The sequence below is a fragment of the Mycobacterium sp. SMC-17 genome, assembly GCF_045310915.1.
GTDB lineage: Bacteria > Actinomycetota > Actinomycetes > Mycobacteriales > Mycobacteriaceae > Mycobacterium.
The window spans coordinates 1-1,520 of the sequence record NZ_JBJIAK010000142.1 but is presented as its reverse complement, the minus strand read 5'-3'; the positions used below and the strand labels follow the sequence as shown (position 1 = coordinate 1,520).

1 protein-coding gene is annotated in these 1,520 nt (G+C 65.0%); it reads right to left on the bottom strand.

Annotated elements, in window-relative coordinates; translation table 11 throughout:
- Positions 1-26 precede the first annotated feature (26 nt).
- Positions 27-1,244: an IS110 family transposase gene (locus ACJH7A_RS30455; RefSeq protein WP_064859362.1), complete on the bottom strand. Its 1,218-nt coding sequence runs from the start codon at positions 1,242-1,244 to the stop codon at positions 27-29.
- Positions 1,245-1,520 lie beyond the last annotated feature (276 nt).

Below are 1,520 nucleotides of genomic sequence, written 5' to 3'. Positions count from 1 at the left end.
CTTGATGCTCCTATTTCTGTTAATAGTCAAGCGGCGTGGTTGAGCTGGGTGTTTAACCATTGGCGGTAGGTAGCGGCGAGGGTGTCGTCGCGTTTGAGGCCGCGTTCGAGGCGGGAGATGTCGTTGGGCCATACGCCGAAGTGGTCGGCGACGGCGGTGAGAGTGATGTTTGTGGCTCGACGAGCCGGGCGGAGGTCGCTGTAGTCGTCGATCGGGCTGGGTGCGGTGAGGTGTTTGAACATCTCGCGGGCGATAGCGCGTTTGAGCATCCGCAGGATCTCTTTTTTGGACCGGCCGGCGGCGGTCTGGCGGGTGACGTAGTCGCGGGTGCGTTGGTCGTGGGCCATGCGGACCAGGGCGATGCGGTACAGGGCGTTGTTGGCGGCGCGGTCGCCGCCGCGGGAGAGTCGGTGGCGGCTGGTTTTCCCGGACGAGGCCGGGATGGGAGCGACACCGGTGAGCATCGCAAAGGAGGCTTCGCTGCGGAGCCGTTGGGGGTTGGTGCCGGCGGTGATGATCAGTTGAGCGGCGGTGTCCGGGCCGACGCCGTAGGCGGCCCGGAGTGCAGGATTGAATGCAGCAGTGAGGGTGTCGAGCTCAGCAGTGATTTCGTCGGCCTGATCTTGCAGGAAGGTGACGCGGCGGGCCAGTGTTTTGCAGGCCGTCAGTACTGAGACCGTGACGGGATCGTTGTGTGTAGCGGGTCGGCATCTGGACAGCGCGGCCACGAGCGTCAGCGTGGTGGTGTAGCCGCGGTAGCGCTCGCGTATCTCGGCGGGAGCGGTGACGAGGAGGTCCTTGATCTGCTGGATGGCTGCGGTGCGGGCTTTGACGGCGCCGCGACGGGCGGTCAGCAGGGCTTTGAGTGCATTGGTGTGGGGGTCTTTGGGGACGGCTGGGCTGTTGCTGGCCAGCGCGGCGCGGGCGGCACTGTAGGCATCGAGCGGGTCGGATTTTCCTTGCCTGCGCCTGGCTGCCCGGTCGGGTCGGTTGACTTCAACGACGTGAATAGCGTTGGCCTGCAATGCTTGTGTGAGTCCGGCGCCGTAGCTGCTGGTGCCCTCGACTCCTGCGGTCACGATGTCACCAAAGCTGCGGGCCCAGCAGATCGCGGCCCAGTAGCCGGTGGGGTTGGTGCGGAATTCGGCGTCGCCGAGCGGTTGGCCGGTGTCGGTGATGGCGGCGACGTGGATGGTGTCCAGATGGGTGTCGGCGCCGATGACGACTCGGCGTGGGGATGTCACGATGGTGGTGTCCTCTCCGTAGTAATGAACCGTGCGGGTGGGTGACAACCCTGCGGGGCGGGCAGACAAGACATTGATGAGGAACGGCCAGGCTCCTGATTAGGTCATGTCCGCCCCGCTGGGCTCTCGGGGCAACGCTTGCTCGCGCGTCGCTGGTGAGACAGATCAAGTCGAAGACAACCCAGCAGGGCGTCAGTCGGTGGGAGGGTCATCACCAGCGGCGAACGAGCAAGGTCATCCTCGCCCGAACGGGTTGAACACAATCAATGTCGGTGG